Origin of the sequence: Catalinimonas alkaloidigena (genome assembly GCF_029504655.1) — a bacterium.
In the GTDB taxonomy this organism is placed as follows: Bacteria; Bacteroidota; Bacteroidia; order Cytophagales; family Cyclobacteriaceae; genus Catalinimonas; species Catalinimonas alkaloidigena.
This window is the reverse complement of the sequence record NZ_JAQFIL010000001.1, coordinates 3,806,546-3,823,457: the sequence shown is the minus strand read 5'-3', so window position 1 is coordinate 3,823,457 and position 16,912 is coordinate 3,806,546. Positions and strand designations below refer to the sequence as shown.

Annotated in this window: 13 protein-coding genes; 11 read left to right on the top strand and 2 right to left on the bottom strand. The window is 43.7% G+C overall.

Going from position 1 to position 16,912, the window contains the following annotated elements; genetic code table 11:
* Positions 1 to 234 precede the first annotated feature (234 nt).
* On the top strand, positions 235 to 2,970 hold the full coding sequence (locus tag OKW21_RS15540) for an outer membrane beta-barrel protein (RefSeq protein ID WP_277480718.1): 2,736 nt from the start codon (positions 235 to 237) through the stop codon (positions 2,968 to 2,970).
* 255 nt (positions 2,971 to 3,225) lie between these two features.
* Here the strand turns inward: OKW21_RS15540 and OKW21_RS15535 are convergent, their stop codons facing one another.
* Positions 3,226 to 3,930, bottom strand: coding sequence for a LytR/AlgR family response regulator transcription factor (locus OKW21_RS15535; protein ID WP_277480715.1), 705 nt, complete (start codon positions 3,928 to 3,930; stop codon positions 3,226 to 3,228).
* The gene (locus OKW21_RS15530; RefSeq protein ID WP_277480712.1) at positions 3,911 to 4,978 is read right to left on the bottom strand and encodes a sensor histidine kinase; all 1,068 of its coding nucleotides are present in this window, start codon (positions 4,976 to 4,978) and stop codon (positions 3,911 to 3,913) included. The genes OKW21_RS15535 and OKW21_RS15530 overlap by 20 nt, the downstream gene beginning before the upstream one ends.
* Before the next feature lie 201 nt (positions 4,979 to 5,179).
* Between OKW21_RS15530 and OKW21_RS15525 the strand changes: the two genes are divergently transcribed.
* The 10 genes from OKW21_RS15525 (at position 5,180) to OKW21_RS15480 (ending at position 16,865) form a co-directional block, all read left to right on the top strand.
* Positions 5,180 to 7,555 carry a TonB-dependent receptor gene (locus OKW21_RS15525; protein ID WP_277480710.1) on the top strand — a complete coding sequence of 792 codons (2,376 nt, stop codon included), beginning with the start codon at positions 5,180 to 5,182 and terminating at the stop codon, positions 7,553 to 7,555.
* Positions 7,556 to 7,747: 192 nt separating this feature from the next.
* On the top strand, positions 7,748 to 8,794 hold the full coding sequence (locus tag OKW21_RS15520; protein WP_277480708.1) for a sugar phosphate isomerase/epimerase family protein: 1,047 nt from the start codon (positions 7,748 to 7,750) through the stop codon (positions 8,792 to 8,794).
* Positions 8,795 to 9,181: 387 nt separating this feature from the next.
* Complete coding sequence (locus OKW21_RS15515) at positions 9,182 to 9,634, top strand: DoxX family protein (protein ID WP_277480707.1); 453 nt, start codon at positions 9,182 to 9,184, stop codon at positions 9,632 to 9,634.
* 11 nt (positions 9,635 to 9,645) lie between these two features.
* The gene (locus OKW21_RS15510; protein WP_277480706.1) at positions 9,646 to 10,548 is read left to right on the top strand and encodes a dienelactone hydrolase family protein; all 903 of its coding nucleotides are present in this window, start codon (positions 9,646 to 9,648) and stop codon (positions 10,546 to 10,548) included.
* Between the two features lie 108 nt (positions 10,549 to 10,656).
* Entirely contained in the window at positions 10,657 to 11,997 is a 1,341-nt protein-coding gene (locus tag OKW21_RS15505) for a prolyl oligopeptidase family serine peptidase (RefSeq protein ID WP_277480705.1), read from the top strand.
* Between the two features lie 136 nt (positions 11,998 to 12,133).
* A complete protein-coding gene (locus tag OKW21_RS15500) occupies positions 12,134 to 12,622 on the top strand; it encodes a (2Fe-2S)-binding protein (RefSeq protein WP_277480704.1) in 489 nt (162 codons plus the stop codon).
* Between the two features lie 34 nt (positions 12,623 to 12,656).
* Positions 12,657 to 14,843 carry a xanthine dehydrogenase family protein molybdopterin-binding subunit gene (locus OKW21_RS15495; protein ID WP_277480702.1) on the top strand — a complete coding sequence of 729 codons (2,187 nt, stop codon included), beginning with the start codon at positions 12,657 to 12,659 and terminating at the stop codon, positions 14,841 to 14,843.
* 389 nt (positions 14,844 to 15,232) lie between these two features.
* Positions 15,233 to 15,484, top strand: a complete 252-nt coding sequence (locus tag OKW21_RS15490) for an RNA polymerase sigma factor (protein ID WP_277480701.1) — start codon at positions 15,233 to 15,235, stop codon at positions 15,482 to 15,484.
* A complete protein-coding gene (locus tag OKW21_RS15485; protein ID WP_277480700.1) occupies positions 15,481 to 15,810 on the top strand; it encodes an RNA polymerase sigma factor in 330 nt (109 codons plus the stop codon). The genes OKW21_RS15490 and OKW21_RS15485 overlap by 4 nt, the downstream gene beginning before the upstream one ends.
* A gap of 77 nt (positions 15,811 to 15,887) precedes the next feature.
* Positions 15,888 to 16,865 carry a FecR family protein gene (locus tag OKW21_RS15480; protein ID WP_277480699.1) on the top strand — a complete coding sequence of 326 codons (978 nt, stop codon included), beginning with the start codon at positions 15,888 to 15,890 and terminating at the stop codon, positions 16,863 to 16,865.
* Positions 16,866 to 16,912: the final 47 nt, after the last annotated feature.

The window sequence follows — 16,912 nt, the reverse complement described above, 5'->3', positions numbered from 1 at the left end:
GGGAATTTTTTAATCTATAGAAGCTTATTTGTGAGATCTTACATGAAATTACTTAAGGAGTATTGCTTTATCTTCAGTTTTTTACAGAATTCTTTTAAGGCTTAGGACATTTTTTTGTAATTATAGGATGGAGCGCATAATAGCGGCTATGCTGCTTAAGTTGTGCGTTCTGCTATCAGCATTTTTCCTCTGGTCATCAAATAATAAAAACCACTCTTAAAAAAATTACAAAAGATGCAGCGTATCTCTTTTTTGTTATTTCTACTATTTATCACATTTCAAACTTATGCACAAAATTCAATCGTAAGCGGTACTATCAAAAGCTCATCTGATGATACCAGTCTGCCCGGAGCAACCGTGGTGTTAGAAAAGGTTTCTGATGCCAGCAGCCAGGGCGTAGTGACCGACATTGAAGGAAAATTTAGACTTAAAGCGGATACTGGAAGCTATCACTTAAAAGTTCAGTTTATAGGCTTTGTGCCGGTTAGCAAAAAAATCCAGCTACAGCAGGCTCCCTTGAATCTGGGAGTGATCCTGCTCTCAGAAGAAACCACCACCTTGCAGGAAATTGAAGTTACTGCCAAAGCGCTGGCAGGGCAGCAGCAAGGAGATACCTCCCAGTTTAATGCCGGAGCCTTTAAAACAGCGCCCGATGCCAGCGCGCAGGATCTGGTGGAGAAAATGCCGGGCATCATTATGCAGGATGGAAAGATGCAGGCCCAGGGTGAAGATGTACAGCAGATTTTAATAGATGGTAAGCCTTTCTTCGGGAAAGATGTAAATGCTGCCCTACAAAACTTACCGGCAGAAGTCATCGCCAGTGTACAGGTATATGACGAAAAAAGTGATAAAGCCATGCTCAGCGGCTTTGATGATGGCGAAAGAACCCGTACCATCAACATCATCACCAAACCTAATCGCCGAAGAGGACAATTTGGTAAAACTACTGCCGGCTACGGTACTGATGATCGTTATATGGCAGGGGCAAGCGTCAACTTCTTTAATGAAGACCGCAGGGTGACCGTTACCGGTCTGAGCAATAACATCAATACAGTCAACTACAGCTCCGATCCAAATAACTCTGGAGACAGCCGTACTCAAAATGGCATCATCAATACCAATACACTGGGTGTAAATTTTATCAACTCATGGAATGATAAGGTAGAGTTGAGCGGCAGCTACACGTTTACACACAGGAAAAGTGAAGAAGACAGAAACAGGATAAGAGACTATGTGCTGCCCTCAGACTCAGGGCAGGTGTATTCCGAAAACAGTAGCTCTACTACCCGTAATGCCCGCCATCAGATGAATGTTCGCTTTGAATATAATCCTGATGAAAAGAACAGAATCCTCATACGCCCTTCTATCTCTTTGCAGGATAACATTGTTGACGCTTACTTTACGGGTGAAACAGATACTGACAATGGCTTACTCAACCAGACCGAAAACACTTCAAATTCTGATAATTACAATTATGACTTCAGCAACCGCATGTATTACAGTCATAAGTTCAACAAAAAAGGACGTAGTTTTAACTTCCGTTTGAATACTGGTTACCATGCCAATCAGGACGATCGCTACCGCCTGGCCAGCAATGTGTTTTATAATGCGGAGGAGCGCAGCGAAGAGCTCAACCAGTATACACATCTGAAGAGAAGAGGCTTTGACTGGGAAGGTAATATCTCTTATACTGAACCCCTCAGCAAGCACAGTATGATTGAGCTTGAATACGAGCTTGGCAATACCCTCAATGATTCGGACAAGCGTACCTATGATTTTCTGGAAGGGGAGGATGCGTACAGCCTGCTGGATACAGCTATTAGCAATACATTTGAAAGTCGCTACCTGACGCAGGAAGGCGAGCTCGGCTATCAGTATAGAACGGAGAAACTCAGGGTACAGGTTGAAGCGGAGTATCAGCATGCCAGCCTCTTGAACGATCAGTTGTTTCCTCAGGATTATGAAATGGACCGTACATTTGAAAGTGTGCTTCCCTCTGCCCGTCTTGTTTACAAATTTGATGATAGCAAAAACATAGAATTTAACTACCGCACCTGGACCCGAGAGCCTTCAGTAGGGCAGTTGCAGGCAGTCATTGATAACTCCAATCCATTGCAACTCAGAACGGGAAATCCAAATCTGAATCAATCGTACAATAACTGGTTAAGAACACGCTATAAATCACACAATCCGGAAACCAATAAGACTTTCTATGCGGTGCTGCAATCCACTATTGTAAGCGATTATATTACCAACAGCACATTGATAGCAGAGAAACCCACTGAAATCGCTGAGGGTATTGTACTGGAAGAAGGCTCACAACTGAGCACCACCGTGAATGTTGATGGCTATTATGATGTGCGTTCGTATATCGGCTATGGTCAGCCCTTAGATCTGATAGCCTCCAATATCCACTTTAGCGGTTCGGTACGTTATGCCAGAAAGCCCGGTCTGATCAATGATGAAATCAATCTGGCTAATGCCAGCAGTTTCAGGTTGGGGACTTCACTCAGCAGTAACATTAGTGAGCATGTAGACTTCAGGGTGTCCACCCGTTCCAGTTATAACATTGTGGAAAACTCTCTGAGACCTGCGCTCAACAACAACTATTTTAACCAGACCACTCGCCTGCGTTACAACTGGATCCTTTGGGAAGGGCTGGTTTACCGGACTGACCTGAAACATCAGTTGAATACCGGTCTTTCCGCAGGATTGGATAATAGCTTCCTGTTATGGAATATGAGTATTGGTAAAAAGCTGTTTAGAAATCAGTTAGGCGAGCTGAGCATTAATGTGTATGACCTGCTCAAGCAAAACAATAATATCAGGCGTAACATTGAGGAGGCCTACATAGAAGATGTACAGTCCAGGGTGTTGCAGCGTTACTTTATGCTTACCTTCACTTATAACATCCGCCACTTCAGTGAGGGGACTTCTATGGATGATTATGAAGAGTTATACAGAAATTAGTAGATGGATGAAGTAGGGAGGCCTGCATCAAACCTATGGGGATAACTTATAGTGATAGATATTTCTGTAACTATTTGTTGGCTTTAGGAATGCTGGCCTGAAAGTGACAAAAAAAGCCCTGCCAACGGCAAGACTTTTTTCAACAACTAAAACGCACTATTTAAGTGCGCGTGCAAATTAGTCATGTTATCAGCTAGGGTAAAAAAGAATCGTTGAACAACCATTCTTTGGAGGTAAACAACATCCTTCAGTTTCTCAGTTGAGAAACCTTTCGGTAAAATCATCCTTAAATGCTCTGCCAATAGGCACTACTGCCTTATTATTCATATACAATTGATTGCCCATGACTTTGATAATTCTGGAAGCATTCACAATATAAGATTTGTGTACTCTGACAAACTGTTGGTCATTCAGCACTTCCAGCCATTTCCGCAGCGGATCAGAAGATAAGCACTTCTTGTCGGGTAAGAAGATTTCGCTATAGTCAGCATCTGATTTGATGTAAATGATGTCGTCTACCGTAATTCTGATATACTCATATCCAGATTTGATAAAGATTTCATTACGGCTGTGTACCGGACCGCCAGTGGCATCTAATTGCGTATGCATAAAGTTTTTCACAGGTACCCTGGACACTGCTTTAACAAATCGTTGGAAGGAAAATGGTTTTAGAAGATAGTCTACCACATCAAATTCATAGCTTTCCAGCGCATACTCCGAATACGCAGTTGTCAGGATTACCGGAGGCAGACGAGGCATATTTTTGAGCAAATCTATACCGGATATTTTGGGTAAGTGGATATCCAGAAATATCAGGTCTACTGATCCGGTTTTCAGGTATTCCATGGCCTGAACAGCATCGGCGAAAGTAGCTTTCAGTTCTAAATCACCCATATCCTCAATGTATTTTTTGAGAATACGCTGGGCGGGAGGCTGGTCTTCAATGATAATGCAATTCATAGTGAGTAGTTTGTGTAGTCTGTTGTAGCTGCATGGACAGACGCACCTCATAGTAAAGGTCAGTTTGTTGAATGTCTAACTGATGCGCATTAGGGTAAAGCAGTTGCAGACGTTTTTTTACATTCTCCAGGCCTATGCCTTGGGAGCTATCATGTGCATTGTTTTCCGAATGGTAGTTGTTTTTACAATGAAATTCCAGCATTCCATCCTCTGACAGCCAGACTTCTATATCAATGCAAATGTTGCTGGACTGGCTGGACTGACTGTGTTTGAAGGCGTTCTCAATAAAAACGATAAGTATGAGCGGCGCAATCTGATAGCCGGGACGTATAGCATGGGTAGTAAAATTTACTACGCCCCTTTCCTCAATTTGCAGCTCACTGAGCTGCGTGAAGTTTTTCAGTTGCTCTATTTCTTTGGATAAAGAAACATATTTTTCCCTGCACTCATACAACATATAGCGCAGTACTGAGCTTAGTTCCAGAATGATGGCAGGTGTTTTGGGAGAATTCTCTATGGCATAGGAATACAAATTGTTCAAATTGTTGAACAGAAAATGAGGGTTGATCTGAGACTTTAAAAACTGCAGTTCACTTTCTTTGATCATCGCTTTCAGCTCATCCAGTTCCCTTTGTTTAGTAAGGGCATCCCAGGCAAATTTGAAACCCGAAAGTATAAAGATAAGGGGAAGCACCTGTCCCAAGCTAAACAGAATGCCCGGAAACCTGGAGCCTCGCGAATCTGGAAAGTATATTCTTTCCAGAAGGAACTCTTCAATAAAGATGACACCGCCTACGATCAGTGCTGTAAAGGCAAAAAAGTGAATATATTTTTTTTTATAGAAAAAACGAGGTAATAAGAAATAGCTGATAAAGGCATTTGCCAACGTATAATTTAGAAAAAATACAAATTGATAAGCTTCAAGATGAAATGCAACTTGCGGATGCTCTCTGTCAAATACATAAAAACTGAACACCAGCGCGTGCAGCACCAGTTGGAAGAATAACTCCCTGGAGGTGAGCAGTGCAGATTTAACCTTTTGTACCATTATCCTAAGATAAGTAATTAAAGATAGTTGGTAAAAACCAAATAGCTCAACGACATATTTTCTCCGCTCAACGACATGTAGCCATCTTCAAGCTGTGAGAATGTCGTTTACGGGAAAAGATGTGTTGTTCAAAGAAGTTATTTTCTTATATCAAAAAAGAGTTACTTCTTTGTCCTGTCAATTCAATTAATCTATTGCGCTATGAAATTCGCTCCCATTTGTATGTTGATGCTATTTGTTATCTTTCAACCCACGATGGCGCAGGATAAGCCCATCACCATCAGCGGGAAGGTAGTAGAAAATGCAGGTCACCAGGCTCTTGAATATAGCACGGTTAAACTGCTGGATACTCAAACCGACCAACTGATTTCCGGTACTACTACAGCCGCCGATGGTTCTTTCAGCCTAGAAACGAAAGCTGCTGATTTTTATCTGGAAGTTGGGTTCATTGGTTTTATAAAGCTGAAAATTACTGATTTTGATGTTGTCAACCGCAGGGTTGAGCTGGGAGTAATTGCCTTGTCTGAAGACACCGAAACACTGGATGAGGTAGTAGTGCAGGGAGAAAAATCACAGACTGTATTCAAACTTGACAAGCGGGTATTCAATGTAGGCTCAGATCTGAGCAGCACTGGTGCCAGCGCTCTGGAAGTACTCAATAATGTTCCTTCGGTGGCCGTAAATATTGAGGGGCAGATACGCTTAAGAGGTAGCACAGGCGTTCAGATATTGATCAATGGCAAGCCCTCCGTACTGACCAGCGAGGGAGGTAACGCACTCGGCACCCTTACTGCTGACATGATTGAGAGCATTGAAGTGATCACCAATCCCTCAGCCAAGTATGAAGCTTCCGGTACATCGGGCATCATTAATATTATCCTCAAAAAGGAAGAGAAACGAGGGCTTAATGGTTCAGTGACCCTTAATACCGGTGTGCCTAACAATCATAGCCTGGGCTTTAGTCTCAATAATCGGACTGAGAAATTTAACCTTTTCAGCCAGATAGGCATAGGACACCGTACATTTCCGCAAGACTTCAAGACCATCAACCGGAACCTGGAAAATGACACTACCGTCAATAGTGTGGGAGACAGCGAGAAGAATGAAAAGTTTATCAACGTCATTCTTGGAACGGATTACCACATCAACGCTCAAAATGTGCTTTCACTGACCGGTAGCTTTGCCTATGAATTTGAAACGGAATATTCTAATTCCTTATTCAGCGAGTATGATGCTGCCAACAGCCTGACCTCTCAGTGGAGCAGAAACGAAGTAACAGAGGCAACGAATCCTAAATACCAATATGAGTTGCAATACAAGAAAAGCTTTAAGAGGCATGAAGACCAGATGTTGCTGTTCAGCGCGTTAGGAAGTTTCTTTGGCAAAGACCAGTCCTCAGAATTTGAAAATATGCCAGTCATTGGAAACGAAAGCCTTAGCGAAAGACAACAAACGGTTAATAATTTTTACCAGGGAGAATATACTTTTAAACTGGATTATACCCATCCATTCAGCGATAAGATCACGCTGGAAGGTGGAGCGCAATATGTCATTAATGATGTGTCCAATGATTATGCGATCAGCGAATGGGAGGATATCCGCTGGGTTGAAATTCCGGAACTCAGTAATCTGTTTGATTATAATCAGAAAGTGCTGGGCATTTATGGTACCGGAGCCTATGAAGGAGATAAGTTTGGCGTAAAACTAGGGCTAAGGGTAGAGAACACGGACCTGGAGACAGTATTACAGGATACTGATGAATCCAATCAGCTTCTGTTTACCAATCTTTTTCCTTCAACTCATTTGTCTTATAAAGTGCTTGACAATTTTTCTTTGCAGGGAGGATATTCAAGAAGAATCTCAAGACCCCGGCTGTGGGATCTGAATCCATTTTATAATATCCGAAATAATTATAACATCAGTACAGGAAACCCTGAGCTTTTGCCTGAGTATACCGATTCTTATGAAGTAAATGGTATTTTTGATCAGGGACCGGTTTCTTTGAATGCAGCAGTGTACTATCGTTATACTACAGATGTGGTAGAAGATGTAACTACCTTTGAAGATAACATTAGCATTACCCGCCCTGAGAATATAGGTACCAATAAAGCTACCGGAATAGAAGTAAATGCCAAGTACGATCCGGCAGACTGGTGGTCGCTCAATGGTGATTTTAATTACAACTATTTTAAACGGGAAGGTGATTTTGAAGGCACATCATTTGACTTCAACGCGGATCAGTGGTCGGCCCGTATGACCTCTAAATTTGGTTTGCCTGCTGATTTTGACGTAGAGATTACGGGAAACTATCAATCCGGTTATCTGACTTTTCAGCGTGAGATGTCGGGCTATGTGTTTGCTGACCTGGGTGTACGCAAAAAAATCATGAAAGGTAAAACTATAGTGAACCTGAGCATACGGGATGTGTTTGCCAGCCGCATTTTTGAGTCAGAAACCCGACAGTCATCCTTTTACCTCTACGATTACCGGCTGAGAGGTCGCTTTATCACGCTGGGTGTAAGCTACGGTTTTGGCAAAGGAGAAGCAATGGAATTCAGCGGACAGAAGCGGTTTTAATCAGTCTGAGCTGCAGGTGCGTGTAAGCTCGGGAAGTAGGTTGTTTTGGAAAAAAGGATGTAGGTTTTACAGGAACGAGTTTCGTATCTTTACAACCTTCTTCTTGTCTAACCCTGGCAAAATGATGAAGCACCATTTGATATATGTATAATTAATTTTACTACTTAATCTCATCATCAATATTTTTAGATCATGCACAACAACCTACAAAACCGTTTAACCCGTCGCCGCTTTATAGGAACAGCAGCATCACTCGTGGCTGGCGTAACTGCCGCCCCTTCGCTGATCGCGGCGCCAAATATTATCAGGCGTTATAATAAGCCTGACTCTCTCATCAATGATGTGCAGATTGGCGTCATTACATATTCTTTCCGCAGTATGCCCGACCAGAGTGCGGAGGCTACTTTGCAGTATGTGGTAGATTCAGGCATCAGTGCCATAGAGCTTATGGGTGATCCGGCAGAGGCTTTTGCCGGCAAGCCTGAAAACCCGGTTGATCGTAGGTCTTTCTATCAATTGTACAGAAAAGAGCGGGATGGAGAAGCGTTAACGGAAGAGGAGCAAAAAGAGCTGGCCGATATGCGGGCGCAGATGGAAGCCTATAATCAGGAAGTAGCTGATTGGCGACAGCAGGTGTCTATGGATAAATTTAGCCAGATGAAAAAAATGTACAATGATGCCGGAGTGACTATCTATGGATTCAAACCTAACGCCTTCGGGAAAGATAATACCAACGAAGAGATAAGCTATGGGATGAGGGCTGCTCAAGCATTAGGAGCCAGCCATGTGACACTTGAGCATCCGAGCGATGATGCACATACTCAACGTCTCGGAAAACTGGCCAGGAAACATAAAATGTATGTGGCTTACCACGGTCATACTCAGGAAACGCCTACATTCTGGGATACTGCACTGGACCAGTCTAAATACAATGCCATGAATCTGGATCTTGGACATTATGTGGCAGCTGGCAACCCTGACCCTTTGGAATTGATCAATGCCAAACACGACAGGATTATGAGCATGCATGTGAAAGACCGACAAACTCCTGAACATGGACAGGCCAACTTAGCCTGGGGAGAAGGAGATACGCCTATTACTGAAGTCCTTCAAACCATGCGTGATCAGAAGTATAGCTTCCCCGCTACCGTAGAACTGGAGTATGAAATTCCTGAAAGCTCTAATGCAGTTCAAGAAGTGGCCAGGTGCCTGGAGTACTGCAGGAAAGCATTGGTATGATACTGAAAATTGTTTAGAAAAATACCACTTAGTTTACCACAACTAGCATACAGGATCTTTCATAAGTAAAAATGATTTATTCTATTTTGGGAGAATAATGAATGAAATCCGGCAAAGCCATTCTTACAAAAGGGTGGCTTTGTTATCATTACAGCCTTTTGAAAATACCTGCTTTTGCAATCCACTTGATCTCATTGGTTCCATTTGTATTGCATCAGATTCACAGATGGTTCAAAAATACGATCAATATGCTAAATGTATGCCCCTCATCCAATCTGTCGTTTGTGGGATGGTTTGAGTCGTTCAAAGAATATTTTACCTGCTATTCAATGATTGTAATAATTTATCGATAATTATTTCACAAAATCATCAAATTACCACAAAGCAATGAATTTACTTCGTTTAGAACTCCCCCCACGTTTTCAGGATTATGGTCTGCTCATTTTACGTCTGGCTTTTGGTTTTTCAATGATCTATGGCCATGGCTTTGGCAAGCTTACCCGCTTATTTGGTACTGAAGAAATCAGATTTGCTGATCCCTTTGGGATAGGACCGGCGGCTTCCCTGGCTTTGGCAGTCTTTGCCGAAGTCCTCTGTTCTTTGCTCCTTATGCTGGGCCTTTTTACCCGGGCGGCGCTGATTCCTCTGATCATTACCATGGCGACAGCTTACTTTAGCGCTCATTTTGATGATGCATATGGACAGCAGGAAAAAGTAATTCTTTTTGGCTTCGCATTTATTGCCTTGTTCTTCACCGGCCCCGGCCGCTTTTCTCTGGATGCACAACTACAGAAGAATAAACCCTATATTGGTAAGCAGTTGGACCCTACAACCCATTAAACACTAGCCCCATGAAAAAACTCAGCAAAGAAGATGTCAGTCAGGAAGTCTTTAACCTGTATGATGACTATGCACACAACCGCATCAATCGCAGGCAGTTTTTGGATAAGCTATCTACCTATGCAGTAGGTGGCATAACGGTAGCCTCATTACTCAGCTTTATCATGCCCGACTACCTCAACAAAATTCAGGTCAGACAAGATGACCCCAGGCTGGACGCTGAGTATATCACCTACAACTCACCCCGGGGAGGAGGAGAGATTAAGGGCTTGCTGGCCAGGCCAGCGAATATGTCAGGCCAGCTGTCCAGCATGGAAATGCCTGGTATCGTGGTAGTGCACGAAAACCGCGGCTTGAACCCTCACATTGAAGATGTATGCCGGAGAACTGCATTAGCGGGCTTTATCGCCTTGGCGCCTGATGCGCTTTCGCCCCTTGGAGGTTATCCGGGTACGGATGATGAAGGCCGGGAAATGCAGCGCAAGAGAGAGCGTGACGAGATGCTTGAAGACTTTATCGCCGCATATGGAGTGCTTAAGGAACATGAAGACTGCACCGGCAAAGTCGGCGTGGTTGGCTTTTGTTTCGGAGGTTGGATTTCAAATATGATGGCTGTAAAAATACCGGGTCTGGATGCGGCAGTTCCCTTCTACGGCGGGCAGCCTTCCGCCGAAATGGTTCCTGATATCCAGGCACCATTACTATTACACTATGCTGGCCTGGATAAACGGGTAAATGAAGGCTGGCCGGATTATGAGGCTGCATTGAAAGAAAATGACAAAGCATACCAGGCCTATATATATCCTGAAGTCAATCACGGGTTTCATAATGATACTACGCCTCGCTACGATCAGGCCGCAGCTGAACTCGCCTGGGACCGAACCATTGAATTTTTTAAAAAGCACCTTAGCTAGTTAATTTTTCTGTAACTAAGAGGTATAACATCAGCAATCTGCTTTCGTTGAGATCATGATTCAAACTTAAGGAATAACGTACTACTCAGGTTTACTCAATTCCTGCAAATGGATAACCTAATACAACAAGCAAATATGAACAGGGAAAACCTACTTTTACTGACTTTATTAGCCCTTGGGTTCCTGCCTTATATGTCTTTGGCAAGCGGCCTGAAGGATGAAAACACTTTTCCAACTGAAATAGGAGAATATACTGCCATCATAGAAGGCTACGACTGGGGACCGGCCGTCAATAAAGTTGTGCTGCATTTAGATGAAACAGTTACTTCAGCTGACTATCAGGCCTATTCGGTTTTTGTAGAGAGACATACTGATTGCGTAGATCTGCCGGCAGATCAGGCCTCCGGAGACAGGAGCGTAGTGTATGCCTATGTTTCAGACGCTGATGGGAATGTAGTCCCTGAAGGTGAGCATATAACATTGGTGCTTGAAGTAGCACCTAATTTACCACTAGGCTCTCCTATCCAATATTCCCGCAACGAAAAGTGCAGCGGTAACAATTGGATAGATTATCAAATGACCATTACAGATATTTCTTCTAAGCAAACATGGAATACTGAAGTGAATCGCATCATGCCGCTCCTTGACCGCTTCAATTTGAGTGGTAAATTCACACATGATGACGTTAGCCTGACTTATGCCTCCTATGCGCCTGTATCAGGCAGTGGAAAATCACCTTTACTCATTTGGTTACATGGGGGAGGAGAAGGCGGTACGGACCCGTCCATTCCACTCATTGCCAACCGTGCGGCCAACTACGCTTCTGATGAGATACAGACATTGTTTGACGGAGCATATGTGTTGGTTCCTCAGACTCCTACACGCTGGATGGACGATGGTCGGGGAGGGTCAACCCGCGGACAGCAAAACGATATGTATAACGAGGCTTTGATGGCACTTATTGAAGACTTTGTTGCCCAAAACCCCAACATAGATATGGACCGTATTTACCTGGGAGGCTGTTCTAATGGTGGATATATGACATTGAAACTTCTTTTGCTACATCCGGATTATTTCGCCGCTGCCTTTCCCAGTGCACTAGCTTATCACGCACAGTATGTAACAGATGAACAACTGGAAAGTATTAAAAATATACCAATCTGGTTTGTTCACTCACAAGATGATTCTACTACTGTTGCCAAAAACACGGTGATTCCGGTTTACGAGCGTTTGAAAGCTGTCGGAGCAGAGAATGTATATCTTTCACTTTATGATCATGTGGTAGATATCACTGGCTTCTTTGGCGGTGAGGATTTTCATTATCCAGGTCACTGGTCCTGGATCTATTGCCATGCCAACGAATGCAGGAGAGACGCGGATGGTTCGCTGGTAGAGATCAATGGGAGACCTGCAAGCATTATGGAATGGCTGGCAGCACAGCGCAGGTAGTAGTATCCTCCTGTTGTAGGAGTTTGCAGAGCATTTTACGCTGGTAAACGGATACATTTGCCAGTATAGTTGTGCTTTCATTCCATCCGATTTTTCGTTACCTTAAGTTGTGATAATTTACGATATCTTTCATACTATGCCAGCCTATACACTCAAGATCAATGGACAGACTCAATCGGTGGAGACTGACTCACAAACGCCCTTATTATGGGTGATACGTGAGCATCTGGGATTGATGGGAACAAAGTTCGGGTGCGGTATTTCTCAATGCGGTGCCTGTACCATTCATGTAGACGGACATGCCATGAAAGCCTGTGGCCTACCGATATCTGCAATGGCCAATGGTCAGGAAATTACGACCATTGAAGGTTTGTCTAAAGTAAGTACGCATCCTTTACAACAGGCCTGGATAGAAGCTCAGGTCCCTCAATGTGGTTACTGCCAGTCCGGTCAGATCATGCAGGCTGCTACGCTACTGAACACCAACCCTAAACCCAGCAGGGAGGAAATACTCCAGCACATGCGGGGAAACCTTTGTCGTTGCGGAACCTATATGCGCATTGTGAAAGCAATCCAATTGGCTGCTGAAGCAATTCAGGGCAAGACCTCAATAAATGAAGAATAGCTTACAGTCTCTTTTTTATTTTTATTCATGCGCTATGAAAACGCCTACTCCTTCTGATACGCAAACAACCAACATTTCCCGTCGCAAGTTCTTAGCTGCCGCAGGGGGCATTACGATTGGTATCACTGCCTATGGCTTCACTTCCAGACTCACTACAGGTATTACCAATACTGAGAAAAAGTCAAAAGCCAGCGAGCTTACCGCCTGGGTGCGTATAGAAGCCAACGGACAGATTGTCATTTATAATCCTGCTGCTGAAATGGGGCAGGGCTCTATGACCGCTTTGCCAGTCATCGTTGCGGAAGAAATGGATGCGGACTGGTCAAAAGTCAGCATAGAAAATGCTCCTGTGGAGCCTGATATCTACGGACTGGAAAGGTGGAATGGCAATAAGATCATGCTGACCGTCGGCAGTTGGTCGGTGATGGGCTACTTTGACAGCTTACGACAGGCTGGTGCCCAGGCCCGTTATCTTTTGCTCAATAGCGTGGCTGAACATTGGAATGTGCCAATTGCTGAACTGACTACTGAGCCAGGAAGGGTAGTGCATAAGAAGAGTAGCCGTAAAATTGGTTACGGAGAAGTTACATCTTTTCTAAAAGTACCAGAGTCAATTCCGGAGATTCCCAGAGAGCAGCTTAAGCGTCCTGATCAGTTTCGTCTGATTGGCACTGTAATGCCCCGCTATGATATTCCCGCTAAAGTAGATGGTACAGCGGTTTTCGCGATGGATGTACTGTTGCCGGAGATGTTGTATGGAGTGATAGAAAGAGGTAACATTCATGGCGCTACCCCTATGCTGCGAAGTGAAGAAAGAATCCGTTCAATGGAAGGAGTAGTAGATGTGGTGACGCTTGACTATGGAGTGGGCATTATTGCTAAAACATTGGAGCAGGCGCTTAATGCCAAGAAAAGATTGAGAATAGATTGGAGTGAAGATACCAAAGCCCGTGGACATAGCAGCCAGGAAGATTTTGTAAAGTACGAAAAAATAGCCGCCGACAGTGAGGCAGGAGAAGTTTTGGACGATAAAGGTAACTTTAATCAGGCATTGACTTCTGCCACCAAAACCTATACTGCCGATTATTTCAATGACTACGTGTACCACGCCCAGATGGAGCCTCTGAACGCTATTGCCTCAGTATCTCCTGAAGGTGATACTGCTGAAATCTGGGCAGGCACCCAGGCAGCGGGATCGGTTGCCGAAACAGTGGCCAAGGAATTGAACACTGACCCTTCTAAAGTTAAGCTACATCAGCACTTTTTGGGGGGAGGCCTGGGAAGACGCTCTAAGCATGATTACATTCTGGAGGCGGTACGTTTGTCCAGAGCAGTCTCCAAACCGGTAAAACTCATCTGGACGCGTGAGGACGACCTCCGCTATGGGATGTTCCGCCCTATGTCTTTACAGAGGATGCAAGCCAGCATTGACGCTTCCGGCAAATTCAGTGGTCTGTCGCATTGTGTAGTGGGTGATGGCGGCGGACTGTTGACCAGCGGAGCAAAAAATGAATTTTATGCCATTCCTAACCAACGACTGGAATTGCGCGCAGTAGACAATGGCGTCCGGCTGAAGCATTGGCGATCAGTAGGGCATGGGCCGAACAAATTCGCCATTGAATCCTTCATTGATGAGGTAGCAGCAGGTCAGGGCGTTGATCCCTATGTGTTTCGCAAGGAACTTATGAAGGATTCTCCGAGGGCGCTGCAAACGCTGGAGAAAGCGGCGGCAATGGCACAATGGAGCACACCACCTCAGGAAGGCCGTGCCAGAGGAATCGCTTTTGGCGAAAGAAGTGGCTCCCTTTGTACCGGCATATGTGAAATCTCACTGGACCGGGAAAAAGGTAAGATCAAAATCCACCATTTCTGGTCAGCGGTAGATGCCGGTATCGTGGTGCAAACAGACAATGTTGTAGCCCAAATGGAAGGGGGTATTCTCATGGGAATGAGCAGTGTATTGGAAGAAAGTATCAGCATCAAAAATGGAGAGGTACAACAAAATAACTTTAATGACTATCCTATCCTGCGTATTACTGATATCCCGGAAAGCATTGAGATCGCTATCATACCTTCAGAGGAGCCCCCTCAGGGAGTAGGAGAGGCGAGCCTACCAGTGGTAGCGGGTGCTATCGCCAATGCGTTTGCAGCACTTACAGGCAAGCGCCTGCGGCATTTACCATTTACACCTGAAAGAGTGCTGGAGGTTTTGCATAGCTAGGAAGGCGACTGGAAATAAGCAATTGGCTGACCCATCAGCACTTATTCCTAGTGAGTAAGCGGACTGAACATATGTAGCCTGATGGGAATAACGCATCATTTGCCTGCAGAAAAGCACGGTAGGGAAAGTAATTTGCTCCTTAGTATGGGTTAAACGTCTCCTATACACCAACTCACCTACAATAAAAGTCATGCCCATGCAGCACGTGCAGCTACTTCCTAATATATATACCCCAACCTTCTCACACCCAAATAATATTTTTATTATTAAAATTTTGGTAAATATTAATGAAGACAAAAAGAGTATACTATATTAATGACTTAAAAAATTTAGCCCGGAAATAAGGCTAATATTTTCAAATTACTAATTAGTGACTTAATCAGCTTCTAATGTTGCGAAAGGATGAAAAGCTATTGACCCATCAGTTAAAGCAAGGAAACGAGTCAGCATTTGAACAAATTTACCATCTTTATAAACGTCCTCTCTTCAGTTTCGCGCTCCGCTTCATCAAGGATAAAGAACTGGCAGAAGATGCTTTGCAGGAAGTTTTTATCAAATTATGGAATAACAGCCACGGTTTAGATGAAAAGCTATCCGTTAAAGTATTTTTGTTTACTTGCTTAAAAAAAACCATCTTTTGAATGTAATCAGAAGTGAGCAAAAACGTGTCAAATATGCAGCTTTAGCATCAAGTGAGAAATCCGAAATCACTAACCGAACCGAAGAAGAAGTATCATATCAAGAGTGTAAAAAAATAGTAGACAAAGGAATAAATAGCCTTTCCGACCATAAGAAAAAAATCTACCGCTTAAAAGTCATAGAAGGTTATTCCAACCAGGAAATCGCTGATAAGCTGGGGATTTCTGAGCATACTGTACGTTCTCAGGTTTCTCAATCCAGTAAATACATGCGGGAATTTCTAAACAAAGTCATCACCATAATTGCCGCGCTAAGCTACTTCATCTGAAATAATTTCATTTTTTTTCTTATCCCAGTAATCGAAACGTCTGGCAGCGGTGTACTTACTATAAATAACCTACAAGTATGCATCAACTGCTGGTCAAATATCTGGAAAACAAATGTACTGCTCATGAGCTAACGCAGGTGCTGACCTATCTGCAAACTGAGGGGGGGCAGCGACATCTGGGGGAGCTCATGGACAACGAAATCAATGATGATGACATCCATGCAGTGGAAGATGCTGACTACGAAAAGGTATATGATCGTATCAGAAACAACATAAAGCAGGAGGCTTTTCAAAGCAAGTCAGCTACCATCTTACCCTACAAAAAGTGGTTGAGCATAGCAGCTACTATTTCCGGGCTTATACTACTGGCTACTGTCGGCTTGCTCTTTTTGTATCCTAATGAGACTGTTTATGAGACAGCTTATGGCGAAACAAAATCAATTACGCTTCCTGACGGCTCCTCAGTCACACTAAATGCAAACTCAAGCTTGCTTGTAAAAAATGATTTTTCTGACCAAAGAGAAGTGTGGCTGGATGGTGAGGCTTTCTTTGAAGTGGAGAAAACTAAAGGTCAATCTGATAATGCATATGTAAAATTTATTGTGCACACGGACAGACTAGATGTAGAGGTCATCGGGACTTCATTCAACGTACAGGACTGGAAAGAAAAAACCCAGGTAGTACTCGCAAGTGGAAAGGTAAAACTCAAGGCAAACGGAAATGAAGTGCTAACCATGGCACCGGGTGAGCTGGCAGAGGTTTTGGCGGATGACTCTTCTATTCAGAAAAAAATTGTCAATCCTGAGGTCTATTCTTCCTGGACAGAAAACCAGCTGCTATGTAATGATACACCTTTCAAAGATTTAGCCAAAGTTATTCAGCGGAGGTTTGGTAAGGAAGTGGTTTTTCAGGATAGTACGCTACAAACTTTAGAAGTCAGCGGAACACTGCCATTGCACGATCTGGCGCTGCTTACAGAAATACTTCAAGAGTCTTTATTCATTAAAATACAGGCAAACGATGACACGCTATTCGTAAGTAAAGCAGAAAAATGACCTGCCCAATGACCCTGCGACTAAACTAGGCAATGAGCAGGTAGAGT